General features: G+C 64.2%; 23 protein-coding genes, 1 pseudogene and 2 riboswitches. Of the genes and pseudogenes, 14 read left to right on the top strand and 10 right to left on the bottom strand.

From position 1 onward, the window contains the following. Positions 1-152: 152 nt before the first annotated feature. From QB898_RS10625 to rbp, 6 genes and pseudogenes are all read right to left on the bottom strand, one after another. The gene (locus QB898_RS10625) at positions 153-809 is read right to left on the bottom strand and encodes a thiol:disulfide interchange protein DsbA/DsbL (RefSeq protein ID WP_279524938.1); all 657 of its coding nucleotides are present in this window, start codon (positions 807-809) and stop codon (positions 153-155) included. Positions 810-1,038: 229 nt separating this feature from the next. Continuing rightward, entirely contained in the window at positions 1,039-1,770 is a 732-nt protein-coding gene (locus QB898_RS10620; protein ID WP_279524937.1) for an SPOR domain-containing protein, read from the bottom strand. Beyond that, positions 1,770-2,315 (bottom strand): DALR anticodon-binding domain-containing protein, encoded by a 546-nt coding sequence (locus QB898_RS13355; RefSeq protein ID WP_346429809.1) that lies wholly within the window; start codon positions 2,313-2,315, stop codon positions 1,770-1,772. Before QB898_RS13355 ends, QB898_RS10620 begins: the two co-directional genes overlap by 1 nt. 213 nt (positions 2,316-2,528) lie before the next feature. Next, positions 2,529-3,890, bottom strand: a pseudogene (gene argS, locus QB898_RS13350) (arginine--tRNA ligase); the annotation flags it as partial. Between the two features lie 44 nt (positions 3,891-3,934). Then, positions 3,935-4,678, bottom strand: a complete 744-nt coding sequence (ubiG, locus tag QB898_RS10610) for a bifunctional 2-polyprenyl-6-hydroxyphenol methylase/3-demethylubiquinol 3-O-methyltransferase UbiG (RefSeq protein ID WP_279524935.1) — start codon at positions 4,676-4,678, stop codon at positions 3,935-3,937. Positions 4,679-4,795: 117 nt separating this feature from the next. Continuing rightward, positions 4,796-5,230, bottom strand: a complete 435-nt coding sequence (rbp, locus tag QB898_RS10605) for an RNA-binding regulator (RefSeq protein WP_050715143.1) — start codon at positions 5,228-5,230, stop codon at positions 4,796-4,798. Positions 5,231-5,433: 203 nt separating this feature from the next. Here rbp and QB898_RS10600 point away from each other — a divergent pair, with 203 nt between their 5' ends. The 3 genes from QB898_RS10600 to metW all read left to right on the top strand — a co-directional run bounded on the left by QB898_RS10600 (position 5,434) and on the right by metW (position 8,078). After that, on the top strand, positions 5,434-6,024 hold the full coding sequence (locus QB898_RS10600; protein WP_279524934.1) for a TMEM165/GDT1 family protein: 591 nt from the start codon (positions 5,434-5,436) through the stop codon (positions 6,022-6,024). Between the two features lie 309 nt (positions 6,025-6,333). Further along, positions 6,334-7,497, top strand: a complete 1,164-nt coding sequence (gene metX / locus QB898_RS10595) for a homoserine O-succinyltransferase MetX (RefSeq protein WP_279524933.1) — start codon at positions 6,334-6,336, stop codon at positions 7,495-7,497. Further along, complete coding sequence (metW, locus tag QB898_RS10590; RefSeq protein WP_279524932.1) at positions 7,494-8,078, top strand: methionine biosynthesis protein MetW; 585 nt, start codon at positions 7,494-7,496, stop codon at positions 8,076-8,078. Before metX ends, metW begins: the two co-directional genes overlap by 4 nt. A gap of 286 nt (positions 8,079-8,364) precedes the next feature. Here metW and QB898_RS10585 read toward each other — a convergent pair whose 3' ends face one another. Continuing rightward, positions 8,365-8,922, bottom strand: a complete 558-nt coding sequence (locus QB898_RS10585; RefSeq protein ID WP_279524931.1) for an META domain-containing protein — start codon at positions 8,920-8,922, stop codon at positions 8,365-8,367. Between the two features lie 329 nt (positions 8,923-9,251). On the opposite strand from QB898_RS10585, the gene QB898_RS10580 reads away from it, so the two are divergent. The 6 genes from QB898_RS10580 (at position 9,252) to mutY (ending at position 19,180) form a co-directional block, all read left to right on the top strand. Then, entirely contained in the window at positions 9,252-10,967 is a 1,716-nt protein-coding gene (locus tag QB898_RS10580) for a hypothetical protein (protein WP_279524930.1), read from the top strand. A gap of 263 nt (positions 10,968-11,230) precedes the next feature. Beyond that, positions 11,231-11,309, top strand: a riboswitch (S-adenosyl-L-homocysteine riboswitch). Positions 11,310-11,346: 37 nt separating this feature from the next. Further along, entirely contained in the window at positions 11,347-14,148 is a 2,802-nt protein-coding gene (gene metH, locus QB898_RS10575) for a methionine synthase (protein ID WP_279524929.1), read from the top strand. A 680-nt stretch (positions 14,149-14,828) separates the two neighbouring features. Next, positions 14,829-15,338 carry a hypothetical protein gene (locus QB898_RS10570; protein ID WP_279524928.1) on the top strand — a complete coding sequence of 170 codons (510 nt, stop codon included), beginning with the start codon at positions 14,829-14,831 and terminating at the stop codon, positions 15,336-15,338. Between the two features lie 54 nt (positions 15,339-15,392). Then, positions 15,393-15,503, top strand: a riboswitch (S-adenosyl-L-homocysteine riboswitch). Positions 15,504-15,540: 37 nt separating this feature from the next. After that, positions 15,541-15,768, top strand: a complete 228-nt coding sequence (locus QB898_RS10565; protein ID WP_279524927.1) for a hypothetical protein — start codon at positions 15,541-15,543, stop codon at positions 15,766-15,768. Between the two features lie 377 nt (positions 15,769-16,145). After that, the gene (locus tag QB898_RS10560; protein ID WP_050716446.1) at positions 16,146-18,134 is read left to right on the top strand and encodes a dynamin family protein; all 1,989 of its coding nucleotides are present in this window, start codon (positions 16,146-16,148) and stop codon (positions 18,132-18,134) included. Further along, on the top strand, positions 18,131-19,180 hold the full coding sequence (gene mutY / locus QB898_RS10555; protein WP_279524926.1) for an A/G-specific adenine glycosylase: 1,050 nt from the start codon (positions 18,131-18,133) through the stop codon (positions 19,178-19,180). The genes QB898_RS10560 and mutY overlap by 4 nt, the downstream gene beginning before the upstream one ends. 148 nt (positions 19,181-19,328) lie before the next feature. Here mutY and ubiB read toward each other — a convergent pair whose 3' ends face one another. The 3 genes from ubiB to hisG all read right to left on the bottom strand — a co-directional run bounded on the left by ubiB (position 19,329) and on the right by hisG (position 22,352). After that, entirely contained in the window at positions 19,329-20,903 is a 1,575-nt protein-coding gene (gene ubiB / locus QB898_RS10550) for a ubiquinone biosynthesis regulatory protein kinase UbiB (protein ID WP_279524925.1), read from the bottom strand. Next, positions 20,900-21,532, bottom strand: coding sequence for a ubiquinone biosynthesis accessory factor UbiJ (locus QB898_RS10545; RefSeq protein WP_279524924.1), 633 nt, complete (start codon positions 21,530-21,532; stop codon positions 20,900-20,902). Before QB898_RS10545 ends, ubiB begins: the two co-directional genes overlap by 4 nt. A gap of 175 nt (positions 21,533-21,707) precedes the next feature. Further along, positions 21,708-22,352 (bottom strand): ATP phosphoribosyltransferase, encoded by a 645-nt coding sequence (gene hisG / locus QB898_RS10540; protein WP_279524923.1) that lies wholly within the window; start codon positions 22,350-22,352, stop codon positions 21,708-21,710. Positions 22,353-22,729: 377 nt separating this feature from the next. Here hisG and hisI point away from each other — a divergent pair, with 377 nt between their 5' ends. The 5 genes from hisI (at position 22,730) to QB898_RS10515 (ending at position 25,457) form a co-directional block, all read left to right on the top strand. Then, the gene (hisI, locus tag QB898_RS10535; RefSeq protein WP_102283568.1) at positions 22,730-23,155 is read left to right on the top strand and encodes a phosphoribosyl-AMP cyclohydrolase; all 426 of its coding nucleotides are present in this window, start codon (positions 22,730-22,732) and stop codon (positions 23,153-23,155) included. Continuing rightward, positions 23,148-23,489 carry a phosphoribosyl-ATP diphosphatase gene (locus QB898_RS10530; RefSeq protein ID WP_279524922.1) on the top strand — a complete coding sequence of 114 codons (342 nt, stop codon included), beginning with the start codon at positions 23,148-23,150 and terminating at the stop codon, positions 23,487-23,489. Before hisI ends, QB898_RS10530 begins: the two co-directional genes overlap by 8 nt. A 27-nt stretch (positions 23,490-23,516) precedes the next feature. After that, complete coding sequence (locus tag QB898_RS10525) at positions 23,517-23,933, top strand: DUF4870 family protein (RefSeq protein ID WP_050715157.1); 417 nt, start codon at positions 23,517-23,519, stop codon at positions 23,931-23,933. A gap of 12 nt (positions 23,934-23,945) precedes the next feature. Next, the gene (locus tag QB898_RS10520; protein ID WP_279524921.1) at positions 23,946-24,947 is read left to right on the top strand and encodes a patatin-like phospholipase family protein; all 1,002 of its coding nucleotides are present in this window, start codon (positions 23,946-23,948) and stop codon (positions 24,945-24,947) included. A 144-nt stretch (positions 24,948-25,091) separates the two neighbouring features. After that, complete coding sequence (locus tag QB898_RS10515; RefSeq protein WP_050716447.1) at positions 25,092-25,457, top strand: histidine triad nucleotide-binding protein; 366 nt, start codon at positions 25,092-25,094, stop codon at positions 25,455-25,457. The last annotated feature ends 127 nt before the right edge of the window (positions 25,458-25,584 follow it).

Here is a 25,584-nt window from a genome sequence, read left to right as displayed (position 1 = left end):
GGGGCGCACAGCCTTGTTTTTGCTCCTGTATTGGGAGCAAGATGTCCTAGTGGATACTGCGCAAAAGACCATTTCGGCCCTCTTGATTCGCTCCTTTTTTTCATCATCCCGCAGCGGCTGCCGCAAGCCGCAGGCGGGCAGCTCGCAGGCTCTTACTGGCCGCCGGATTTGCGCAGCTTGGCAATGAGCGCGTCGGCTGTTTTCAGCATGCCGTCAAAGCCATTGGTCATGCCGGGGTCCATGTAGTAGCGCCCGGCGATGCCGAAACTGGGGGTGGCCTCCACGTGGTAGGCGTCTTGCAGCTCGATGGCGCGCCTGATCTTGCTGGCCACGCCAAAGGATTTGTAGGCGGCGGCGAATTTGGCGCCATCCACGCCGCGCTCGGTCATCCAGGGCTGCACCTCTTCCAGCGTGTTCAGGCGCTTTTTCTCGTTGAGGATGGCGTTGAAGACTTCGGTGTGGACTTTTTCATTCAGGCCCATGGCTTCCAGCGCGAAGAAGATGCGCTGCAGCGGCTCAAAGGCGTTGGAAAAGCCCACATGCATGCGGCGCACCACCACATCTTGCGGCTGGGCGGCGGCCCATTTTTCGAATATCGGCTCGAAGTCGCGGCAGTGGGGGCAGCCGTAGGAGAAGAATTCGACGACTTCCACTTTGCCAGCGGACGTATCCACCGGAGCGGCGGGATTGACGACGAGGTAGTTCTCGCCTTCCTTGGGCGTGAAGGGCTGGCCTTGCGCGAAGGCGGCGGGCAGCGCGGCCAGCGTGGCGGCAGCTGCGGCAGTGAGCGCGAAATCACGGCGTTTCATGGTCTGTTTTTCCTTTTTTGGGCGGGTTGAAAGGGGGGCTGAGAAGCAGGAGCGGGCGGCAAGTTCCCGGCATGCAGGACGGCCGTAGGGACAGGCCGCTTTTCTAGTGAAGATGCGCCGGTATCTTTGCTTCTGTATCAATAGCATGGTCTCCCCGTCAAATAAGCGACAAACGTATTTTTCGGGGGCCTGAATTCGCTTCTGTATCAGGAGCGGCACAGGCAGGCGCTTACCGCTGCACGCGCACCAGCGCGGCGTCAAAGCCGCTGCTGACCACGCGCTCCTTGGCGCTGTCGGCTTCGTCTTTCTTCTGGAAGGGGCCGATGCGCACGCGGTAAACCGTGCGGCCCGCCTGCTCGTGGCTGGTCACGCGCGCCTGTATGCCTGCCAGCGTGAGGCGCGCGCGCTGGGCTTCGGCCTCGTCCTGGTCGCGGAAGGCGCCTGCCTGCACGAAGTAGATGAAAGGCTCGCCCGCCATGATGGGCGAGGCGGAAGCCACGGTCTGCTCTTGCCCGGCTCGCTGCTGGCTTTGCCGCGCGGTGCGTGCGGCGATGAAGTCGCCCAGCGGGTCGGACGAAGTGGTTTGCTGCGCCTGGGTGGGCGCAGGCGCCGCCTGCGTGGCCGGGCGGCTGACTTCCGCTGGCGCGGGCACGGGGCGCGAAGGCGCGTTGTTGCCGGAGCGCGCGGCTGGCATGGGCGTGACAGCGCCGCCTGCCGAGCGGCTGTGCAGGGGCGTGTTGGGGTCCCAGTCGCGGTTGCGTTCGGCTTCGGCGGCGTCTTGTTCGGTGCTGCGCGAGGAGGCTTTGTGGATGAAGGGCACGGGCACTTTGGCCATGTAAAGGGCCACGCCCAGGGCGATGCCCAGGCCGATGACGATGCCCAGAATCAGGCCCAGCAGCGTGCCGCCAAGCTGGCGCGAGAGCGAAGGCGAGGGGGCGAAGAAGGCGGGTTTGGCGTGCATCACATGCGCTCCGGGGCGGATACGCCCAGCAGTTGCAGGCCGTTTTTTAACACTTGCAATGTTGCCCTCAATAATGCAAGCCTTGCTATTTTTATGCTTTTATCTTCGACAAGAACACGATCAGCTGCATAATAACTATGGTAACTTGCAGCAAGATCTCTCAAATAAAACGCAATATTATGAGGAGCAAACTCGTCCGCAGCTTCTTTTAATACATCCGGGTACATTGCTATCTTGGCCACCAGATCCAACTCTGCTTGAGAGATCAGCTTTTCCAAATCCACCTTTTCCCAAAAAAAATAAATATCAAATAGTTTTAATATTTTTGGGACAGAGTTGTCATTTCGCTCATAGTCGCGAAGGTAACTCTTCAATGATTGCGCATGTGAAAAAAGCACTTTAACATCAGGGTGCCTAGAAACCAAAGCATCCAATAGTTTTTTTGCATGCTTTCCAATATGCCACTTTTCCACCTCTATACCATCTATATATTTTCTAATATCACAAACATCTTTTGATTTTTCTTCAGTTCTTTGATTTTGCATTTGATCCAAAATTTGTCTAATTTTTTTAGAGGCATCTGCAAAGTTTTCTTCAACTCCGCACGAATTGGCAAGTAATATAGAGAATTCCCTCTTGACATCTTCATGAATACTTTCCCCCTCTTCTTTGATTGCAAAAAATATATCAAGCAGCAATCCTTTGAAGGTGTTTTCGTTTTCTCTTGCGATAGCAGGCCATCCAATTTCTTCAACAATCCATTGTTCCAGCACGGAGCAGATGCGCGCGTGGGCGTATTGCACGTAGTAAACGGGGTTGTCGTTGTTTTTCTGGATGGCCAGATCGACATCGAAGGTGTATTCGGTGTCGGGCTTGCGCGAGAGCAGGAAAAAGCGCACGGCGTCTTTGCTGGTCCACTCGATCAGGTCGCGCAAGGTGACGTAGCTGCCCGCGCGTTTGCTGATCTTGACTTCCTGGCCGCCGCGCATGACGCGAACCATGGTGTGCAGCACGTAGTCGGGGTAGCCCTGGGGTATGCCCACGCCCGCCGCTTGCAGGCCCGCGCGCACGCGGGCGATGGTGCCGTGGTGGTCGGTGCCCTGGATGTTGATGGCCTTGTGAAAGCCCCGCTCCCATTTGGCGATGTGGTAGGCCACATCGGGCAGGAAGTAGGTGTAGGTGCCGTCTTGCTTGCGCATGACGCGGTCTTTGTCGTCGCCGAAGTCGGTGGTGCGCAGCCACAGGGCGCCGCCTTCTTCGTAGGTGTGGCCGCTGGCGATGAGCTTTTGCACCGTGGCTTGCACGCGGCCGCTGCTGTAGAGGCTGGATTCGAGGTAGTAGTTGTCAAAGCGCACGTCAAAGGCTTTGAGGTCCAGGTCTTGCTCGCGGCGCAGGTAGGCCACGGCGAACTGGCGGATGCCTTCGCGGTCGCTGGCGTCGCCGCTGGCGGTGAAGCTGCGGTCATCGGCCTGCACGGTTTTGCGGGCCAGAAAGTCGTTGGCAATGTCCTGGATGTAGTCGCCGTTGTAGGCGGCTTCGGGCCAGTTGGCATCGCCGGGCTTGATGCCCTGCGCGCGCAGCTGCACGGAAGTGGTGAGGGTGTCGATTTGCACGCCCGCGTCGTTGTAATAGAACTCGCGCGTGACTTGCCAGCCTTGCGAGGCCAGCAGGTTGCAGATGGCGTCGCCCAGCGCGGCCTGCCGCCCGTGGCCCACGTGCAGCGGGCCGGTGGGGTTGGCGCTGACGAATTCCACCAGCACGCGGTCCCTGGTTTGCGCTTGCCGGCCGTAGTTTTCTTTCAGCGCCAGCACTTCGCGCACGGTTTGCTGCTTGGCGGCGGGCTTGAGGCGGATGTTGATGAAGCCGGGGCCGGCGATTTCCAGCGCATCCACCCACCGCGCAAAGGCGGGCGTGGCCAGCAGCGCGGCCTTGAGCTGTTCGGCCACGGCGCGCGGGTTGCTTTTGAGCGGCTTGGCCAGCTGCATGGCGGCCGTGCAGGCCAGATCGCCATGCGCGGCCTGCCGGGGCGATTCAAACGCGGCTTTGTCGCCTGCGCCGGGCAGCAGCGCCTCCAGCGCGGCTTGGAGGGCGTCCAGCAGTTCGGTTTTGACGGTTTGCATGTTTTTTTGTGGGATGAGGGGCTGGTAAGGCAAAAAAGCGCTTTTCACGCAGGGCGCAGCGCCGAGAGCATGTAGTTCACGCTGGCATCGGGCGCGAGCCAGCAGCGGCGCGTGAGCGGGTTGTAGTGCAGGCCCGAGACGCGCTGCACGCTCAGCCCGGCAGCGCGGCAAAAGGCCGCCAGCTCGCTGGGGCGGATGAAGCGGGTGTAGTCATGCGTGCCCTGCGGCAGCAGGCGCAGCGCGTATTCCGCGCCCGCAATGGCCATCAGCCACGATTTGGGGTTGCGGTTGAGCGTGGAAAAAAACACCTGCCCGCCGGGTTTGACCAGCGCGGCGCAGGCGGCCACGATGGCGGCCGGATCAGGCACGTGCTCCAGCATTTCCATGCACGTGACCACGTCGAACGAAGCAGGCTCCTGGGCGGCCAGCGCCTCGGCGGCTACGGCGCGGTAGCTCACGCGCGGCGTTTCGGCCTCCAGCGCATGCAGGCGGGCGGCCTGCAAGGATTTTTCGGCCAGATCAATGCCCAGCACTTCAGCGCCCTTGCGGGCCATGGCGTCGGCCAGAATGCCGCCGCCGCAGCCCACATCGAGCACGCGCGCGCCTTGCAGCGGGCGCTGCGCGTCAATCCAGTTCAGCCGCAAGGGGTTGATGTGGTGCAGCGTGGCCAATTCGCCCCCGGCGTCCCACCAGTGGTGGGCCAGGGCGGCAAATTTGTCCAGCTCGGCGGCATCTGCGTTCAAAGTGGCGTTGGATCCGGCGTTCAGAGCGGCATTCGGGGCGGTCATGGCGCGGGATTTTCACATGCCCCGCCTTGTGCGGCTTCATGGCTTGCGCCGCTATCGCAGGCGCAAAAAAGGCCGGACGCGAAAACCGCGCCGGCCTTTGCCGGGAACTTGGCCCGATCAGTATTCGCCGCGATCGCCACGGTCAAAGCCGCGATCGTCGCGCCGGCCGCCAAAGCCGCCATTGCCGCGCGGGCCGGGACCATAGGGGCTGCGGAAGCGCCCATCATTGCCGCCGCCAAAGCCGCCGTAGCCGCCACGGTCATCGCGCCGCCCGCCGCCAAAGCTGGCGCGCGGCGGGCGCGGCTCCATCGGGCGGGCCTCGTTCACGACCAGATTGCGGCCTTGCAGGGGTTTGTCGTGCATGCCTTCAATGGCGGCTTGCGCCTCGGCGTCGCTGCCCATTTCCACAAAACCAAAGCCTTTGGAGCGGCCGGAATCGCGCTCCATCATCACTTTGGCGCTGACCACGGAACCAAACGCGGCAAAAGCCTGGCCCAGCTCGGCGTCGCGCACGGAATACGGCAGATTGCCGACATAAAGTTTGTTGCCCATCGAAGGCGCTCCTCGAAATACACAAGGTGAAAAAGAAAAAAACCGGATGGAGTCTGCCAACGCCCCCGAGGGCCAAGAAGAAACACCGGGAAAACGCACGCGCTTTCGCGCGCGGCGGGCATTATGCCCCTGCATATATTTCAAATATCCACGTCAAACGAATATTTTTACAATCGCGCGCCCTGCGTTTCGCACCGTCTTCCGTGAGCGTTTTTTTCCTTTCCACCGGCATCGTCGCGCTGGCCGAAATGGGCGATAAAACCCAGCTTTTGTCGCTGCTGCTGGCCGCGCGCTTTCGCAAGCCCTGGCCCATCGCGCTGGGCATTTTTGCCGCCACCTTGGCCAATCACGCGCTGGCTGGAGCGCTGGGCGCATGGGTGACCACGCAGCTTGCGCCCGATGCGCTGCGCTGGGCGCTGGGCCTGTCTTTCATCATGATGGCGGGCTGGATGATGGCGCCTGACCAGCTCGATGACGACCAGCAGCCCGCGCGGGCCGCGCGCTGGGGCGTCTGGGGCGTGTTCGGCGCCACGCTGGCCGTGTTCTTCATGGCCGAAATGGGCGACAAAACCCAGCTGGCCACCGTGGCCCTGGCCGCGCAGCACCCGGACGCAGCGCTGGCCGTCATTGCCGGCACCACGCTGGGCATGATGCTGGCCAATGCGCCCGTGGTGTGCTTTGGCGAGCGGCTGATGAAGAAACTGCCCCTGCGCGCCGTGCACCTGGCGTGCGCCGCCGTCTTCGCGGCGCTGGGCCTGGCTGCCCTGCTGGGCTGGCGCATGGGGCTGGGATAGCAAGATTTCGCTCTTTTTACGATAGCTGCCTGCGCTGGTTTCTCTAGGACATCAGGCTAAAAAGGCCGCTTGGATTCGCTCCTTTTTTCGGAATGAATCCGGCTGGGCCGGGCCGTCTGGCGGCTGGCTATACTGGCCGCCCTTTCGTTTTCACGCGCCGATTTGCTTTCCTGCTTGCGGGCGCTTCCGAGAACCGGATCAAAGTCCGCCCTCACAAACAGGCTTTGAACCAGTTCTGACAAATGCTGCTAAATGACGGAAATCCGGCCCGGTTCCGCCTTTTGGCGCAACCGGGTTTTTTCTTGCCTCATGACTTTCATTGCCACGCCGCAGACCATGCGCTTTGACGCGCCCCTGGCGCTGCAAAGCGGCGCCAGCCTGGGCGGCTACCAGCTGGCCTACGAAACCTACGGCCAGCTCAACGCCAGCCGCAGCAATGCCGTGCTGGTGTGCCACGCGCTCAATGCCTCGCACCACGTGGCGGGCGAATACGCGGGCCAGCCGCGCAGCCTGGGCTGGTGGGACAACATGGTCGGCCCCGGCAAGCCGGTGGATACCAACCGCTTTTTCGTCATCGGCATCAACAACCTCGGCTCGTGCTTTGGCTCCACCGGCCCGAAAGACATCAACCCGGCCACGGGCCAGGCCTGGGGGGCGGACTTTCCCGTCATCACCGTGGAAGACTGGGTCGCCGCGCAAGCCCGCCTGCTGGACGCGCTGGGCATCGAGCAGCTGGCCGCCGTCATGGGCGGCAGCCTGGGCGGCATGCAGGCGCTCAGCTGGACGCTGCAATACCCGCAGCGCGTGCGCCACGCCGTGGTGATTGCCAGCGCGCCCAACCTCACCGCCGAAAACCTGGCCTTCAACGAAGTGGCGCGCCGCGCCATCATCACCGACCCCGACTTTCACGGCGGCCACTTCTACCGCCACGGCGTGGTGCCGCAGCGCGGCCTGCGCATCGCCCGCATGATCGGCCACATCACCTATTTGAGCGACGACGTGATGAACGCCAAATTTGGCCGCCAGCTGCGCCAGGCCGTGGCCGGCCACGCCAGCGGCTACCGCTACTCCACGCAAGACGTGGAATTCCAGATTGAAAGCTATCTGCGCCACCAGAGCGAAAAATTCAGCGATTACTTCGACGCCAACACCTACCTGCTCATCACCCGCGCGCTGGACTATTTCGACCCCGCCCGCGCCCACGACGGCAGCCTGGCCGCCGCGCTGGCGGGCACGCAAGCGCGCTTTTTGCTCGTGAGCTTTTCCACCGACTGGCGCTTTGCCCCCGCCCGCAGCCGCGAAATCGTGCGGGCGCTGCTGGACAACCGCCGCGACGTGGCCTACGCCGAAATCAACGCCCCCCACGGCCACGACGCCTTCTTGCTGGACGATGCGCGCTACATGCGCCTCATCCGCTCGTATTTTGAAAACCGCATCGACACCCCGGCGCAAGCCCAAGGAGGCACGGCATGAGCGACGCCGCCATTCAGCAAGTCATTGCCAGCCTCGTGCCCGAAGGCGCGCGCGTGCTCGACCTGGGCTGCGGCGACGGCGCGCTCATGCAGCGCCTCATGCGCGAGCGCGGCTGCACCGGCTACGGCATCGAAATCGACGACGCCAAGGTGCTCTGCTGCGTGCAGCGCGGCGTGAACGTGCTCCAGCTCAACTTGCACGAAGGCCTGGCCGACTTTGGCGACCAGAGCTTTGACGCCGTGCTGCAAATCGACACCCTCCAGCACCTGCGCAACGCCGAAACCATGCTGTGCGAAACCGCCCGCGTGGGCCGCGTGGGCATCATCGCCTTTCCCAACTTCGCCCACTGGCCCAACCGCCTGGCCGTGCTGCGCGGGCGCATGCCCGTCACCCGCCGCCTGCCCTACCAGTGGTACGACACGCCCAACATCCGCGTGGGCACCTTCAAGGACTTTGAAATCCTTGCCCGCAAAAACGGCCTGCAAATCCTCGACGCCTTCGGCCTGCACCAAGGCCGCCCCGTGCGCCGCCTGCCCAACCTGCTGGCGGGCACGGCGGTTTTCAAAATCGCGCGCGGCTGAAAACCGGCCCGGCAGCGCCCCGCCATCCGCCCGAAGGGGCGAGCGGCATCAAAAACAAGAGCGAATTCAGGGGCGTTGAGACACTGCCCCGCGCAGATTCCACTAGGACGTCATGCTACGGATAAAGGAGCGAATCCAAAGCGCCGCTGCCATCAACAAGGCGGCCCGCCGCTTCCGGCTTATGGCTCCCTATGGCTCCATCCCGTAGCTGATGCGCTCTTGCCGCACATAGCCAGCCCCCAAGGGCTGGCGGCGCACGCGCAAAACGGTGCGCGCGCCGCTGGCGTCAAAGCGAACCTGGCGCGCCAGCAGGCTCGCCTTGCAGCAGCCACTCGCTGCCGTTGATAAAGCGCAGGCGCAAGGTCGCCGCAGGCTGGCCGCTCTGCTGGCGTGCGGTTTGCAGCCGCCAATCCTTCACGGTGGGCAGGATTTGCTCCAGACGGTCTTCCAGCGCCATCAAGCGGGCGTCGGCACAGCCCTTCTTGGTGCCCATCAGCGGCTCAATCAGCATGCGTTCGCCTGAAAGCAGATAGCGCCCGCGCAACTGGTTGCAGGGAGCGGCCACGCTCACGGCAGCCTCGTCAAAGCGCAGCACCACCGGTTCAGACAGGGCGGCGGCAGCGCGCGTGAACCAGGCGCGATCCTTGCCGCGCACGGCCTGCAAGCGCCAGCGCCAGGCCGTGAGCGCCTGCTGCCCGGGAGCCAGCAGCTCAGCCGCCTGCTGGCGCGCAGGCGCAGCCTGCGGCGTCATCTGCACGGGCTGGGCCATGCTGGCGCAAGCCGCCCATGCGCCGCAGCACACAGCCAGGGTTTTCCAGTTGGGCGAAATCATCCGGCGAAACATTGAAGGCCTCCTTTCAGAATAAGCAGAGCCACTTATGAATGGTGCAAGGATGATAGCCGCGCGAGGTTGTGAATCGAGCCACGCACGGCCTGGGCCGCGAAAGGGCGGCAGGCAGGGAGAAAGCAGACTGGCACGCTCCTCTATCCATAGCATGATGTCCTGGTGCATACAGCGCAGAAGGCATTTTTGGCCCATTTGAATTGCTCCTGTCTTTGCATCATCGAAGCGCCCTGAACAGCTTCTTGAATGCAAAGGCGCAGCCATGAGCCAAGCGCGGGCGCGGCGACAATCCCGGCCTTTCGTCCGTCACTTTTCCCGCCTTTTCGCACGTGAATACCCCCCGCCCCGCCCTCGTTACGCAAGAAGCGGCCCGCCGGCTGCCCAGGCTGGCCTTGTGGCTGCTGTGTCTGGCCTATGTACTGCCGGGCTTTGTGGGGCGGCAGCCGTGGAAGGGCGATGACCTGGCTTCTTTCGGCTTCATGCAGGCCATGGCCGAAGGGCGCTCGGGCTGGCTGGCGCCGCAGCTCGACGGCCTGTCGCCCGATGTGGCCGCGCTGCTGCCTTACTGGCTGGGCGCGCTCGCGCTCAAGGCCACGGCCGGCTGGCTGGCGCCTGATGTGGCCGTGCGTTTGCCGTTTGCGCTGATGCTGGCGGGCACGCTGGCGGCCACTTGGTACGCCACCTATAACCTGACCCGCCTGCCCGGCGCGCAGCCCGTGGCGCTGGCTTTTGGCGGCGAGGCGCAGCCGCGCGATTACGCCCGTGCGCTGGCCGATGGCAGCCTGCTGGCGCTCATTGCCACGCTGGGCATGGCGCAGCTGGCGCACGAAACCACGCCTGCGCTGGCGCAGCTGTGTTTTACGGCGCTGGTGTTTTTTGGCTTTGCGGCCATGCCTTTTCAGCCGCGCGCGGCGGTGGCAGCCACGCTGCTGGGGCTGCCCGCTCTGGCGCTGTCGGGCGCGCCCACGCTGGCGCTGGCATATGGCGCGGCAGCGGTGCTGGCGCAACTGTGGCCGGGCTGGCAGGCCGCCGCGCCTGCCAACGCCTTGCAGGCAGGCGCGCGCCGCCGCCTGCTGCTGGCCACGCTGGCGGCCATGCTGGCCAGCGCTGCCTTGGGTTGGCGGCTGGGCTTGTGGCGCTGGCAAATCACGTGGCCGCTGGCGGCGGCGCAGTGGCGCTCTTTGGCGCGGCTGTTTGTCTGGTTCACCTGGCCCATTTGGCCGCTGGCGCTGTGGACGCTGTGGCGCTGGCGCGCCCAGCTGCCGCGCCCGCGTCAGCAGCGCCACCTGGGCCTGCCGCTGATGATGGCGGGCATGGCCATGCTGGCGGCGGTGTTCACGCCCGCGCGTGACCGCTCTCTGCTGGCAGCGCTGCCGCCGCTGGCGGCGCTGGCGGCGCTGGCGCTGCCCACGCTGCGGCGCGGCATGGCGGCGCTCATTGACTGGTTCACCGTGCTGTTTTTCAGCGGCTGGGCCATCGTGATCTGGGTGGTGTGGATCTCGCTGCAAACGGGCGTGCCCGCCAAACCGGCGGCCAATGTGGCGCGGCTGGCGCCGGGCTTTGAGCCGGTTTTCCAGTGGCCCGCGCTGCTGGCGGCGCTGGCGGCCACGCTGGCCTGGGCCTGGCTGGCGCGCTGGCGCACGGGCCGCCACCGCGCCGCACTGTGGAAAAGCCTGGTGCTGCCCGCCGCCGGCGCCACGCTGTGCTGGCTGCTGCTGATGACGCTGTGGCTGCCCGCGCTGGACTATGGCCGCAGCCTGGCCGCGCAGGTGCGCAGCGTGGCGGCCATCGTCGGCCAGGGCGCGTGCGTCAATACGTTTGCGCTCAACGCCACCCAGCTGGCGGCCCTGCGCTTTCATGGCGGCTGGCAGCTGGAGCCGCTGCCGCGCTTTGACGCGCCCGCCACCTGCCCGTGGCTGATTGCCCCGCTGACAGCCAGCCCCTCGCAACAGCAATGGGCGCAGCGCCTGGAAGTGCCCCGCCCCACGGACAAGGGCGACACGCTGCTCGTCTTCGCCCGCAACGCGGCAGACGGCAGGCCGTAAGCGCCTGTTCAAAGCCTGGCCGTAAGAGCATGAAATAGATAAACTATTTTTTGCTCTTGAATCTGTAGCTATAAACCCCGATAAAAACAGCGTTAAGCGGCATTATTGGCCCTTCATTTTTGCTCCCTTTTCTATAAAACCAGACAAGCGCGGCCCAAGGCTTGCAGCGCTACGCTCGACGGCGGTGAAAGACCGCTTGTGCGAGCCTGTTTTGGGCGGCTTCGGCGGCATGGCGCGTGGCGGCTGCCTAGAATGCGCGCCCTCTTGCCAAGGGGCGTCGCAACGGAGCTTTTTTCCGCCAGGCTTGGCGGATGTTCCGCGCGAAAACGAGGCTCGTGCCTGCCCTCCTGGCTGCGTTTTCCGGTCTTCAGTGAATCCCATGTCTGCTTCTGCCGCTTCCGCCGACGCCCCCCAACCGCCCATCCCGCCGCTGCGCCTGTCGGGGCTGGAGCCTTTGAGCATTGACGAAAACTCGCTGTTCGTGAATGTGGGCGAGCGCACCAACGTCAGCGGCTCCAAGGCGTTTGCGCGGCTTATCCTGGCCGAGCAGTACGAAGAGGCGCTGGCCGTGGCGCGCCAGCAGGTGGAAAACGGCGCGCAAATCATCGACGTGAACATGGACGAGCCGATGCTCGATGCCGAGGTGGCGATGGTGCGCTTTCTGAACCTGATGGCCAGCGAGCCGGATATCGCCCGCGTGCCGGTGATGCTGGACTCCAGCAAGTGGAGCGTGCTGGAAGCGGGCCTGCGCTGCCTGCAAGGCAAGGGCATCGTCAATTCCATTTCGCTGAAAGAGGGCGAAGACGAGTTCAAGCGCCAGGCCACGCTCATCAAGCGCTACGGCGCGGCGGTGGTGGTGATGGCGTTTGACGAAAAAGGCCAGGCCGATTCATTGGAGCGGCGCATTGAAATTTGCTCGCGCGCTTGGCGCGTGCTGGTCGATGAGGTGGGCTTTGCGCCCGAAGACATCATCTTTGACCCCAATGTGCTGACCATTGCCACGGGTATGCCTGAGCACGACAACTACGCGGTGGACTTCATCGAATCGGTGCGCTGGATCAAGCAGAACCTGCCGGGCGCAAAGGTTTCGGGCGGTATCAGCAACGTGAGCTTCAGCTTCCGGGGCAATGACCCCGTGCGCGAGGCCATTCACACCGTGTTTCTCTACCACGCCATACGCGCGGGGCTGGACATGGGCATTGTCAATGCCGGAATGATCGGCGTGTATGACGAGCTGGAACCCGTGTTGCGCGAGCGCGTGGAAGACGTGGTGCTCAACCGCCGCCCCGACGCCGCCGAGCGCCTGCTGGAGATTGCCGAAACCGCCAAAGGCGCAGCCCGAGACGACAGCCAGAAACTCGCCTGGCGCGGCACGCCCGAAAACCCCACGCCCGTGGCCGAGCGCCTCTCGCACGCGCTGGTGCATGGCATCACCGACTTCATTACGCAAGACACCGAAGAGGCGTATCAGGAAACCATCGCCAAGGGCGGCCGCCCGCTGCACGTGATTGAAGGCCCGCTGATGGACGGCATGAACGTGGTGGGCGACTTGTTCGGGCAGGGCAAGATGTTTTTGCCGCAAGTGGTCAAAAGCGCGCGCGTGATGAAGCAGGCCGTGGCCCACCTGGTGCCCTACATCGAAGAAGAAAAGCGCCGCGACGAAGCCGCTGGCAAAGACGTGAAAAGCAAGGGAAAAATCATCGTCGCCACCGTCAAGGGCGACGTGCACGACATCGGCAAGAACATCGTCACCGTCGTTTTGCAATGCAACAACTTTGAAGTGGTGAACATGGGCGTGATGATTCCCTGCCACGAAATCCTGGCGCGCGCCAAGTGCGAAGGGGCCGACATCATCGGCCTGTCAGGCCTGATCACCCCCAGCCTGGAAGAAATGCAATACGTCGCCGGCGAAATGCAAAAGGACGACTATTTCCGCATGCGCAAGATTCCGCTGCTCATCGGCGGCGCCACCACCAGCCGCGTGCACACCGCCGTAAAAATCGCCCCGCACTACGACGGCCCCGTGGTTTACGTGCCCGACGCCTCGCGCAGCGTGGGCGTGGCCCAGGGCCTGCTGGGCGAAGGCGCGGCGCAATACGTGGCCGAAGTGCAGGCCGACTATGAAAACGTGCGCCAGCTGCACGCGCGCAAAAAGCCCGCCGCAATGTGGAGCCTGGCGCAGGCACGCGCCAACAAAACGCCCATAGACTGGGGCCGCTACCAGCCGCCCGCGCCGCACTTTCTGGGCCGCCGCGTCATCCGCAACCTGCCGCTGGCCGAGCTGGCCGCCTTCATGGACTGGGGGCCGTTTTTCCAGACCTGGGACTTGGCGGGCAAATTCCCGGCCATCTTGCAAGACGAAATCGTGGGCGCAGAAGCCACGAAGGTGTATGAAGACGGCCAGAAAATGCTGCGCCACATCATCGAAGGCCGCTGGCTGACCGCCCACGCCGTGGTGGGCTTTTGGCCCGCCAACCGCGTGCACGACGACGACATCGCCCTCTACGCCGACGAAAACCGCGATCGCGTGCTGCTCACCTGGTACGGCCTGCGCCAGCAAACCGAGCGCCCCAAAGACGCGAAAACCGGCCTGCACCGCCCCAGCCGCTGCCTGGCCGACTTCATCGCCCCGCGCCACTGGCCCGAGGGCAGCCACGATGGCCCCGTGCTGAAGGACTACATCGGCGCATTCGCCGTCACCGCCGGCATCGGCGTGGAAGAAAAGGCCGCCCAATTCCTGGCCCGCCACGACGACTACAACGCCATCCTCTTCAAATCCCTGGCCGACCGCCTGGCCGAAGCCGGCGCCGAATGGCTGCACCGCCGCGTGCGCACCGACTGGTGGGGCTACGCCGCTGACGAGGCGCTGGACAACGCCGAACTGATTGCCGAAAAGTACCAGGGCATCCGCCCCGCGCCCGGCTACCCCGCCTGCCCCGACCACACCGTCAAGCAGCCCCTGTTCGAGCTGCTGGGCGCGGGCGAAATCGGCATGTGCGTGACCGACCAAATGGCCATGATGCCCGCCTCCAGCGTCAGCGGCTTTTACTTCAGCCACCCTGAATCCACCTACTTCAGCGTCGGCAAGATCAACGAAGAGCAGGCCGACGACATGGCCCGCCGCCGGGGCATTGAGCCCGAGCAGATGCGCCGCATCCTCGCGCCCAATCTCAACCTGTAAGAGCCGGCTACGAAAAAGATGACTTAATCATGTCCCAGGCGTTGCACCCCACTGTTCATCGCTCATGTCACTTGGATACATGACGATTGTTTGCTACAGATTTCCTCTCTGGGGACAGGCGCTCAAAGCCCCATTGGGTGAAGCGTTGGGCATTCACGCAAAGTGCTTGAACGAACAAAGGCAGGTCTAGGGTCGCTTTGGAAGCGCTAATGCACCAGCATGGAATTGAGCGTGTGTCAGGAGCGGATTTGTCGCCGCCCTGCTCACTGAACAAGGCGCAAGCTCAAAGTCAGGGCTTTTGCATGAAGAACGGCGCCTGTGAGCAGGTTTTGAAGACGCTCAGCGGCTTGCAGACAACCGGGCTGCCCGCCGCATCGGGCAGCGGCTAGGCAAAGCGGGGCGCATCGTGCGTCCTTTGGGCATCATGCTGGATTCCATCAATGTTGCGCAGGCGTTCCGAGAAGATGAAAAACCGCTCCGGCCGTGCCACCGGCGGTTTGACCGGTAGTGGTGCGGCTGGTGTCTGGGGGAGTACTTGTGGGCGGCATTGCCGGAGCTTTGCAAGCAAGAGGTCGTTTGATGGCATCTGGAGTTTGTTCTGAAACTGCGCATTGGAAATGCACAGAGAGACTGTCTGCGAGATCGTTCTGATGGGCGCCAGAAGTGGAAAACAAATCGCCGTGGCCATGACCGTGCGGGACGAGCGCAGGTTTCTGGCCTTTTTGCGCACGACGGCGGATGTGCAGATCCTGGCGCTCAATAGCCCCAGTGCTGATCACGTGTGGCTAAACGCCTTTCCGCCCCGGCGCAGCCAAGACAGGCTGAGCCGAGGTTTTGTACTCTGGAACCGTGCCTTCAACTGGGAGCCGGAAATCCAAACCTTCCAGCACGGCGCAGGCGTGATCAACGCGCACCGTGCGCCGGTCATCGAGTACTTGCGCCACCCCTTTTTTGTGCCTTCGCGCGAAGTCGGGCGGCTGTTCTGGTCGCGCGGCGTGACTATTGATGGGCCATATCTCGGCGAAGACAAGGTCAGCCGTTATGCCTACGACCCGGAGAGATTTGATGTCTGGTGGCGTCAAGTCATCCAGTGGATCAAAGCAAACTCATATCACCGCTCAGATCAACACGGCTTCATCCACTACCTGCCCTGGGCCTGGTGGATGCATGGCCGTTGGGGGCGGGGCTGAAGCCGTCCGGCAGCGGTTTTTGAAGCGCGGGGCTGATCCTGAAATCGCACCCGACTCGCCAAGGAGCGTTGCAGCAGGGCGGTGCATCGAATTGCATCGAATGGCCGTGTGCGCTGCCCTGTCTGGCTTGGCGGATGTCCAGTGCGAAAACGAGGCTCATGCCTGCCCTCCTGGCTGCGTTTTCCGGTTTCCAGTGAATCCCATGTCTGCTTCTGCCGCTTTCGCCGACGCCCCAAAACCGCCCATCCCGCCGCTGCGTCTGTCTGGCCTTGAGCCGCTGGTAATTGATGAACACTCGCTGTTCGTGAATGTGGGCGAGCGCACCAACGTCAGCGGCTCCAAGGCGTTTGATGTCCAATGGCTGATAGAGCTATTGCAAGCGCAAGGCGTGCCAATCGTGATCTCACAAAGACCAGCCTTTGTCCATTGACGAGCACATGTACCTCTGGCCTCACCTCATTGAAAACTTCTTTGGCAAGCTCAAGGAGTTCAAACGCTTTGTGCCATACACAGTGACAAGACCGACGCCAGCTTTAAGGCGGTGATCTATCTGGCTTCGGTTGTGATTCAATTTCAGCAATTCTCAACAGGCCTTAGTCAAACCTGGAGAGTCTGCTATGGATACAGAAGCAGAATAGCTCCCGTTCTTGCGGTCTGATGCGCCGGGTGCGGCTCGGGCGGCTGACCGGGGGCAGGAAAGGCGTCTGGCATCCGCCAAACGGAAGGGCACGGCGGCAGGCAGCAGGTAATATCCCTGAGCTTACGTTTGGCAAACAACTGCCCAGGGGCAAGGCCGCAGCGATGACGATGACCGCTTTCAACCAACAATTTGACCAACACCATGTCTGGCGCGACGCCATGTCCCGCCGCCTGCGCACGCTCACCGAATGGCTGGGCGCGCGCGACTTGCTGGACGATGCCGCCGTCGAGCGCCTTCAGCAGGTGCAGGACCAGCTGCGCTCCGAAAAAGTCACCGTCGCTTTCGTGGCCGAGTTCTCGCGCGGCAAGTCGGAGCTGATCAACGCCGTGTTTTTCGCCGGATATGGCCGCCGCATCATGCCCGCCAGCGCCGGGCGCACCACCATGTGCCCCACCGAGCTGGGCTGGGACGCCAGCGTGCCCCCTTGCCTGCGCCTGCTGCCCATTGAAACGCGTTTGCAGCCGCAGTCGCTCACCGACTGGCGCATGGCGCCCGAAAAATGGACGCGCTTTGATCTGGACGTGAACGACGCCGAGCAGCTGGCCAGCGTAATGGAAAAAGTCTCCGAAACCCTGCACGTGCCCGTGGAGCAGGCGCGCGCGCTGGGCTTCTGGCACGACGAGCAACCCGACGACAACCCGCCCACCAACGCCCAGGGCCTGGTGGAAGTGCCGCGCTGGCGGCACGCGCTCATCAACATGGCGCATCCGCTGCTCAAGCAGGGGCTGGTGGTGCTGGACACGCCCGGCCTGAACGCGATTGGCGCGGAGCCTGAGCTGACGGTGAACCTGATTCCGCAGGCGCAGGCCGTGGTGTTCATCCTGGCCGCCGACACGGGCGTGACCAAGTCCGACCAGACCATCTGGCGCGAGCACCTCTCGCCCATGACGGCGGGCGCCAGCTCGCACTTTGTGGTGCTCAACAAGATCGACACGCTGTGGGACGCCCTGAGCAGCCCCGCGCGCATCGAGCAGCAAATCACCAGCCAATGCGAGCAGACGGCCGAAATCCTCTCGCTGGACAAAGACCAGGTGATCGCCCTGTCCGCCCAGAAGGGCCTGCTGGCCAAGGTGCGCGGCGACGAGCAGCTGCTTCAGGAAAGCCGCCTGCCCCGCTTTGAAGACCTGCTGGGCCGCCGCATGCTGGGCGAGCGCGAGGCCGTGCTTGAATCTGCCCTGCGCGCGGCGCTGGGCAACGTGGAAGCCGCCTGCCACCGCGTGCTGGCCGTGCGCAAGCGCGAGCTGGCCGAGCAAAAGCAGGAATTGCAGGGCCTGCGCGGCAAGAACCAGACCGTCATCCGCCAGATGCGCATGCGCGTGGACATGGACAAAGGCGAATTCGACCGCAGCGGCGCCAACGTGCAGGCCGTGCGCGCCGTGCACATGAAGCTGCTGCGCGAAATCATCAAGCTGCTGGGCGCCTCCAGCATCAAGCGCGAGCTGCTGGAGCTGAGCACCTCGCTGCGCGAGCCGGGCATCAAGTTCGGCCTGAAAAAAGCCTACGGCAAGGCGTTTGACAACCTGCGCGACATCGTCAGGCAAGTGCAGACGATGGAGATGGAAATCGAGACCATGCTCAACGCCACCTTCCGCCAGCTCAACGCCGAATACGGCTTCACGCTCCAGCCGCCGCCCGCGCCCGACATGTCGCGCTTCATCGACGACCTGGGCGCCGTCGAGCGCAGCCATTTGCAGTACCTGGGCATGGGCAACATCTTCCAGCTCGCCCGCCCCGAATTCACCGAAAAGCTCGTGCGCGCGCTGGCCTCGCGCATCCGCTCCATCTTTGAAACCGCTCTGGGCGATATCGAGCTGTGGAACAAAACCTCCTCCTCGCAGGTGGACACGCAGCTTCGCGAGCGCCGCCGCGCCTTCAACCGCCGCATGGAAGCCATCATCCGCATTGAAGAAGCCGCCGGCAACCTGGAGCAGCGCCTGAGCGAAATCGACGAGCAGATGGCCCTGCTGGACGAAACCGAAAAAGGGCTGGCCGCGCACATGCACGACATCCGCGCGCAAAGCCCGGCCTCCGTGTCGCCCCGGCCTTCTGCCGCCTACCAGACCACGGTGGCCGACATGCTGCCCGCCCTTTCGTGAGCGGCGCGAGCGAACCGCCCGCCAGCTTCGCCGCCCGTCTCCTTCGCTGGCAGCGCCAGCATGGCCGCCACGGCCTGCCCTGGCAGGGCACGCGCGATCCTTACCGCGTGTGGCTGTCGGAAATCATGCTCCAGCAAACGCAAGTGGCCACCGTGCAGGGCTATTTCGCGCGCTTCATTCAGCGCTTTCCTGATGTAGCTGCGCTGGCTGCCGCCTCGTCTGACGAAGTCATGGCCCTCTGGAGCGGCCTGGGCTACTACAGCCGCGCCCGCAACCTGCACCAGTGCGCGCGGCAGGTGATGGAGCGCTTCGGCGGCCAATTTCCCCGCAGCGCCGCCCTGCTGCAAACGCTGCCGGGCATCGGCCCCTCAACAGCCGCCGCCATCGCCGCCTTCTGCTTTGGCGAACGCGCGGCCATACTGGACGGCAACGTCAAGCGCGTGCTCACCCGTCATCTGGGAGATGCCAGCGACCTGGCCGTGGCCGCCAACGCCCACGCCCTGCACGCCCGCGCCCTGGCCCTGCTGCCCGCAGACAGCGCCGACATGCCCGCCTACACGCAAGGCCTGATGGACCTGGGCGCCACCGTCTGCACGCCGCGCCAGCCCCAGTGCGGCCGCTGCCCCGTTGCCGCCGACTGCACCGCCCGCCAGCAAGGCCGCCCGGAAAGCTACCCCGTCAAAACCCGCAAGCTGCGCCGCAGCGCCCAAACCTTGTGGCTGCTGCTGGCGCAAACGCTGCCCGAAGCGCAAAGCGCGTGCTGGCTGGAAAAGCGCCCCGCCAAAGGCATCTGGGCGGGCCTGCACGCCTTGCCCGTGTTCGACAGCCGCGAGGCCCTGCTTGACGCGCTGCCCGCCAGCGCCAGCGTGGCGTGGCTGCCGCCACTGGCGCACGCACTCACGCACAAAGACCTCACCTTGCACACCGCCCGCGTTCACCTGCCCGCCACGGCCCGCCTGCCCATTGCCGGCCAATGGCGGCGCGATTGGCCTGACCTGGGCCTGCCCGCGCCCATGCGCCGCCTGCTGCAACAGCAGCAAGCCTGAACAGACGGCAAAAGGCGCAATTTCGCTCCTTTATTCAGAGCATGATGTCTTAGTAAAACGGGCGCAAGAGCACTTTTTCAAGTGCTGAATTTGCTTCTCTTTTCAAAGCATCCCGGGCCGCTTCAGGCAAGCTGCGCGGAAAGCCTGATCAAGCGTGCCACCACCCAGCGCGCTGCGCCGCCAGCATGGCCAGCAGGCCCAGGGCAAAGCCTGCGGCGCACCAGGCCAGCGCGGCCAGGCGGCGGCCTTTGCGCTGCGCCTGGGCCAGATCGCGCACCTGCTGTTGCAGCTGCGGCAGGCCGGCCGAATGTTGCAGGTGGGCGTGCAGCAGGCGCGGCAGCTCGGGCAGAAGCTTGGCGTAGTAGGGCGCTTGCGCCTTGAGTTCGCGCAGCAGGCGGCGCGGGCCGATTTGCTCGTTCATCCAGCGCTCCAGAAACGGCTTGGCCGTGCTCCACAAATCCAGGTCCGGGTCGAGCTGGCGGCCCAGGCCCTCGATGTTGAGCAGGGTTTTTTGCAGCAGCACCAGCTGCGGCTGGATGACGACGTTGAAGCGCCGCGAGGTCTGAAACAGCCGCATCAGCACCATGCCCAGCGAAATTTCCTTGAGCGGGCGGTCAAAGTAAGGCTCGCACACGCTGCGGATGGCCGCTTCCAGCTCGTCGATGCGGGTGTCGGCGGGCACCCAGCCGCTTTCCACGTGCAGCTCGGCCACGCGCTTGTAGTCGCGCCGGAAAAAGGCGGTGAAGTTCTGCGCCAGGTATTCCTTGTCGTACTCGGTGAGGGTGCCGACGATGCCGAAGTCCAGCGAGATGTAGCGGCCAAAGGTTCCGGGCGCGACGCTGACCATGATGTTGCCCGGGTGCATGTCGGCATGAAAGAAGCCGTCGCGAAACACCTGCGTGAAGAAAATGGTGACGCCGTCGCGCGCGAGCTGGTGGATGTCCACCCCCGCCTCGCGCAAGCGCTGCGTCTGGCTGATGGGGATGCCGCTCATGCGCTCCATCACCAGCACGTTGTCGCGGATGTAGTCCCAGAACATTTCGGGCACCAGCACCAGGTTCAGTCCGGCCATGTTGCGGCGCAGCTGGGCGGCGCTGGCGGCTTCGCGCGTCAAATCCAGCTCGTCGTGCAGGTATTTGTCGAATTCTTCGGCCACTTCGCGCGGGCGCAGGCGCTTGCCGTCGGCAAACAGGCGCTCTACCCAGCCGGCCAGCATGTGGATGAGCGCCAGGTCCTGGTCAATCACCTTGAGCATGCCGGGCCGCAGCACCTTCACGGCCACATCGCGCGCCTTGCCCTCGCGGTCTGTCAGCGTGGCGAAGTGCACTTGCGCGATGGAGGCGCTGGCCACCGGCTCGCGCTCGAAGCTGGTGAAGATGGCTCCCAGCGGGCGGCCAAAGGCTTTTTCGATGATGGCAATGGCCTCACTCGTCGCAAAAGGCGGCACGCGGTCTTGCAGCAAGGCGAGTTCATCGGCCACGTCAGGCGGCAGCAAATCGCGCCGGGTGGAGAGCACCTGGCCGAATTTCACGAAGATCGGCCCCAGCCGCTCCAGCGCCATGCGCAGGCGCTGGCCGCGCGGCGCCGTCAGCCGCCGGCCGCGCCGCGTCAGCCGCCCCAGCGCGCGCAGCCACGGGCGCGGCAGGCAGGAAAGAGCCATTTCGTCCAGCCCGTAGCGCAGCGCCGTCCAGGCGATGAAGCAGGCGCGAAAGAGTTTTTTCATGGCCGTGGCGCGCCTGCGTTCATGGAAACATCAGCTGCGCCGCCTGAACAACCCGCACGGCCCGCGCCGCCCGGCAGCCCGGCGGCAATCTGGCGCAACCCCTGCGCCAGCGCGCGGCCCGCCTGGGCCAGCGCGTGCGCGGGCGCGTCGCCCAGCAGGCGCGCCAGGTCTTCCTCCACATCCCAGCGCACATGGTCGGCCAGCCAGTTCACCTCGGCAGCCAATTGCACGTCGCCTTCAATGCGCACCGCCGGCTTTTCGCCGTGCAAAGCCCCTTTCAGGGCCGCTTGCGCCAGTGCCAGGGGCGACTCATCGGCCAGCGTCAGCACCAGATCAGGCGGCCCGTCCGCAGCGGCCAGCTCGCACAAGCCCGCTGGCGTAGCCGCCAGCTGCGCGCCCCAGCCGCGCCACTGCACGCGCACCACGCGGCCCTTTTGCCGCGCCAGCCGCGCACGCGCCTCAGGCTCTTGCATCAGCACGTGATTGAGCAGCAGCACCACGCGGCGCGCTGCCTCATCCGTCAGCCAGGCCGGCGGCGCGGGAGGGCGGGGCAAGCCCGAGGCCAGAGATGAGAGCTTTTCAAGCGCCTGCGAAGCCAGCGCGAAAGGAGAGGGCGGGGTGGTCGTCATGGCGGTGTCTGGTCAGGAAAACCGCCCTGGCACGCGTGGCACAAGCGGCCAGGGCGGAAAGACAAAAGGACAAAGCCCGCGCCGCGCGCAGGCCCAAATCGAGCGGAGATTATTCAACGCCACAGACCGCCCAAAGCCGGCTTTTTGCCCCTGCGGCCAGATTGCAAACAAGCTCTCAGGCCTGCTCGTGTACGGCTTGCGCGAAGGCGTCGATGATGCGGCGCAGCGGCGCGGTGTGCAGCTTGAGCGCGGCCTGATTGACGACGAGGCGGGAGCTGACGTCCATGACGCGCTCGACTTCCACCAGCCGGTTGGCCTTGAGCGTCTGGCCGCTGCTGACCAGATCGACGATGGCTTGCGCCAGGCCCGTCAGCGGCGCCAGTTCCATGCTGCCGTAGAGCTTGATGAGATCCACGTGCACACCCTTGCGGGCAAAAAACTCGCGCGCAATGGCCGGATATTTGGTGGCTACGGTGATGCGCCCGCCCGCGCGGGCGGCGCTGGCGTAGTCAAAGCCCGCAGGCACGGCCACGGCCATGTGGCAGCGGGCGATGCCCAAGTCCAGCGGCTGGTACAGGCCCGGCGCGCCTTGCTCGGCCAGCACATCCAGCCCGGCCACGCCCAAGTCGGCGCCGCCGTAGGTCACGTAAGTGGGCACGTCGCTGGCGCGCACGAGGATGACGCGCACGTCATCACGGCTGGTTGGCAGGATGAGCTTGCGTGAAGTCTCGGGGTCTTCCAGCACCTCAATGCCCGCAGCAGCCAGCAGCGGCAGGGTTTCGTCGAAGATGCGGCCTTTAGACAGCGCCAGGGTGATCACGGGTGTTTTCCTTCCAAGCAGGGCGAAAGCGCGAATTGTGAAGCCTTGCCAGGCGGTCAGGCCCCAAATCCAAACTCAAACTTGCTCCGCTGGCCGCCTTCAGACGCAGGCGGAACGGGCTCCCCCGAGGGGGCCGCCTGACAGGCAGAAAGACCGGACCGAAATAGCCAAGGTGAAGATAGCGGGCAAGCAGGTTAATTTTGCTCTTTTATTGATAGCTATATGTCCTAGTGAAAACTGCGCGAAGCGGCATTTCAGGCTTCTGTATTTGCTCCTGTTTCTGATGCTATAGAGCAGAAAATCAGCCGCAGGCCCGTCAGCCAGGCTCGAACCGGCCGCTGGAGCGGCAAAAGCGGCGCTTATCCATAATCAAGCTCATGATTGATGATGACTGGCTCAACGAATTGACATGGGACGCGCAGGGCCTGATTCCCGCGATTGCGCAGGAAGCGGCCACGGGCGACGTGCTGATGCTGGCGTGGATGAACCGCGAGGCGCTACAAAAAACCGCCGAACTGGGCCGCGCCGTGTACTTCAGCCGCTCGCGCGGCAGACTCTGGTTCAAGGGCGAGGAGTCGGGCCACGTGCAGCAGGTGCATGAAATCCGCGCCGATTGCGACCGCGACGTCATCTTGCTCAAAGTCACCCAGCTTGGGCATGAGCCAGGCATTGCCTGCCACACGGGGCGCCACAGCTGCTTTTTCAACGTGCTGCAAGACGGCCGCTGGAAGGCGGCCGAGCCGGTGCTCAAAGCGCCGGACAGCATCTACAAGGACCAAGACAAGGGCAAAGGCCATGACTGATTCAAGCGATGTGCTCGCGCGCCTGGCGCAGGTGGTGGAAAGCCGCAAGGGCGCGGACCCCGAAACGAGCTATGTGGCCCGCCTGCTGGCCAAGGGGCCGGATGCGTTCTTGAAAAAAGTGGGCGAAGAAGCCGCCGAGGTCGTGATGGCCGCCAAGGACGCCGAGCACGGCGGCCCGCGCGAAAAGATCGTGGCCGAGATGGCCGATTTGTGGTTTCACGGCCTGGTGGCGCTGGCGTATTTCGGCCTGACGCCTGCCGACGTGCTGGCCGAGCTGGAGCGGCGCGAAGGGCTGGGCGGCCTGGCGGAAAAGGCCGCGCGGCAAGATCATTGAAGGCAAGGAGTTGATGCCATGAGAGTGATGGACGACAACGTGATCGATGTGACGCCGGAAAACGCCCGGCCGGGCGGCGAGGCCGCCCGCGAGCGCGACGACTCGCTCAAAAGCTGGAGCTGGGTGAGTTACGCGCTGCACCTGATCGTGGCGCTGAGCGCAGTCGTGCCGGGCGCGCAAGGCGGCGTGACGCTGCTGCTGATCGCGCTGGTGATGGACCTGGCGAAAAAGGAAGACGCGCAGGGCAGCTGGCAGGAAAGCCACTTCGTCTGGCGCATCCGCTCGGTGATCTGGGCGGGGGTTTTGTATGTGCTCACGGCGCCGCTGTTTTTTCTGCTTTTCGTGCCGGGCTACCTGGCCTGGGCGGTGATTTCGGTGTGGTTTCTCTACCGCATCGTCAAAGGCATGGTCCGCATGAGCGCGGGCCGCGCCATGAACTTGTGAGGCAGCAAAAAAATGGGAAAACGAAGCAAAACAATCAATCTGGCGCTGCAAGGCGGCGGCTCGCACGGGGCCTTTACCTGGGGCGTGCTGGACGCACTGCTGGAAGATGGCCGCCTGACGTTTGAAGGCATCAGCGGCACAAGCGCGGGCGCCATGAATGCCGTGGCGCTGGCGCATGGCCTGGCCAAGGCGCAAGCCGATGGCCTGGAAGGCGTGGCCGCGCGCGAGGCCGCGCGCGCGGCGCTGGCGCGCTTTTGGGACGGCGTGGGGCTGCTGGGCAATTTCGTCTCGGGCATTCCCGTGCCGGGCGTGCAGACGATGATGACCATGGTGACGCAGTGGCTCGCGCCCTCGCAGATGAACCCGATGGGGCTGAATCCGCTGCGCCGCCTGCTGGAGCGCGAGGTGAACTTCGAGCTGCTTTCAAGCCAGTCGCTCATCAAGGTGTTCGTGAACGCGACCAACGTGCGCACGGGGCGCGGCGAGATTTTTTCCGGCGAGCGGCTCACGGCGAACGCGGTGATGGCTTCGGCCTGCCTGCCCACGCTGTATCAAACGGTGGAAATTGACGGCGAGCATTACTGGGACGGCGGTTTTTCGGGCAACCCGGCCATTTATCCGCTGATCTACAACACCCGCAGCGTGGATGTGCTGCTGGTGCAAATCAACCCGACTGAAGCGCCCTACGACCGCAGCGCCGGAGCGCAGGACATCATGGAGCGCATCAACGAAATCACCTTCAATGCGCCGCTGCTGGCCGAATTCCGCGCCATTGACTTCGTGACGCGCCTGCTGGACGAAGGCCGCCTGGACAAGAACCGCTACAAGCGCATGCTGATGCATCGCGTGGACGGCGGCTCGGCGCTGACGGCGCTGAACGCCACCAGCAAGCTGCGGGCCGATTCGGCCTTTGTGCGCCGCCTCTTTGCGCGCGGGCGCGAAGCGGGGCGCGCCTGGCTGAAGGAGCATTTTGACGATTTGGGCGAGCGCTCCAGCATCGATTTTCTGCGCTAGGCTTTGCTTGCGAATCAGGAGCGAATTAGAGCCGCAGAAAATGCCGGTTGCCGCTTGTTCGACGGGACATGATGCTATCAATCAAGGAGCGAATTGGGTTGGGCGCGCAAGCGCCTGAAGCCGCTCCAGCTGGAGGAAACTGAAATGAGCCATACGCATGACGCCGATTGCATCTTCTGCAAGATCGTGGCGGGGCAGATCCCCTCGCGCAAGGTGTATGAGGACGAAGAGCTGTACGCCTTTCATGACATCGCGCCGTGGGCGCCCGTGCACTTTCTCATCGTGCCCAAAACGCACATTGCCTCCATGGCGCAGCTGGGCAGCGAGCATGAGCGGCTGATGGGCCGCATCATGCTCCTTGCGCCCCGCCTGGCGCTGGAGCAAGGCTGCAAGCCATACCCCGAAGGGGGCTTTCGCGTGGTGGTGAACACAGGAGCGGAAGGCGGCCAGGAAGTGCCGCATCTGCACGTGCACGTGATGGGCGGCCCGCGCCCCTGGGCCAGAGGGTGAGCGCCAGTTTGCAATCTGTTTGAGGGGGCAAAAATCCGCCCCCTTTGCCTGTTTCCCCGGACCGCTTCCGGTTTTTTCCCTTGCGCCTGCCATGAACCTGCCCGCCTACACCCGCGCCCAAGACTTG

Origin of the sequence: Ottowia cancrivicina, from assembly GCF_029813755.1 — a bacterium.
GTDB classification, from domain to species: domain Bacteria; phylum Pseudomonadota; class Gammaproteobacteria; order Burkholderiales; family Burkholderiaceae_C; genus Ottowia; species Ottowia massiliensis.
Note: the sequence above shows the minus strand (reverse complement) of the source record. Positions and strands in the feature narration are given on the sequence as shown.